A 325-nucleotide genomic window follows, 5' to 3' on the forward strand; every position below is an offset into this window, starting at 1 on the left:
GCGGAGGGCCGTGGAAAGCGACCGGCGCGACGCAACCGGGGGAAGCTTCCGGAGCATTTGCCGCGCATCGATGTCGTGATCGATATCGAGAGCCACATCTGCCCCTGCTGCGGCGAGCAGCTGCACAAGATCGGGGAGACCGTCAAGGAAGCCTTCGACGTCATTCCGATGCAGTACCGGGTCAAGCGCATTGTGCGTCCACGGTACGGCTGCCGGGGATGCCGCCAGGGTGTGCTGCAGGCACCCGCGCCGGCCCAGGCGATCGACGGTGGAATGGTGACGGAAGCATTGCTGGCCCACATCGCGGTGATGAAATACGGCTACC

General features: G+C 64.9%; 1 protein-coding gene. It reads left to right on the forward strand.

Going from position 1 to position 325, the window contains the following annotated elements; genetic code table 11:
• Nucleotides 1-57 precede the first annotated feature (57 nt).
• The coding region (locus QSV46_RS39290) for an IS66 family transposase zinc-finger binding domain-containing protein (protein ID WP_314964032.1) at nt 58-325 on the forward strand (268 nt) is incomplete at its 3' end.

Source organism: Bradyrhizobium cosmicum (assembly GCF_032290525.1).
Lineage (GTDB): Bacteria > Pseudomonadota > Alphaproteobacteria > Rhizobiales > Xanthobacteraceae > Bradyrhizobium > Bradyrhizobium cosmicum_A.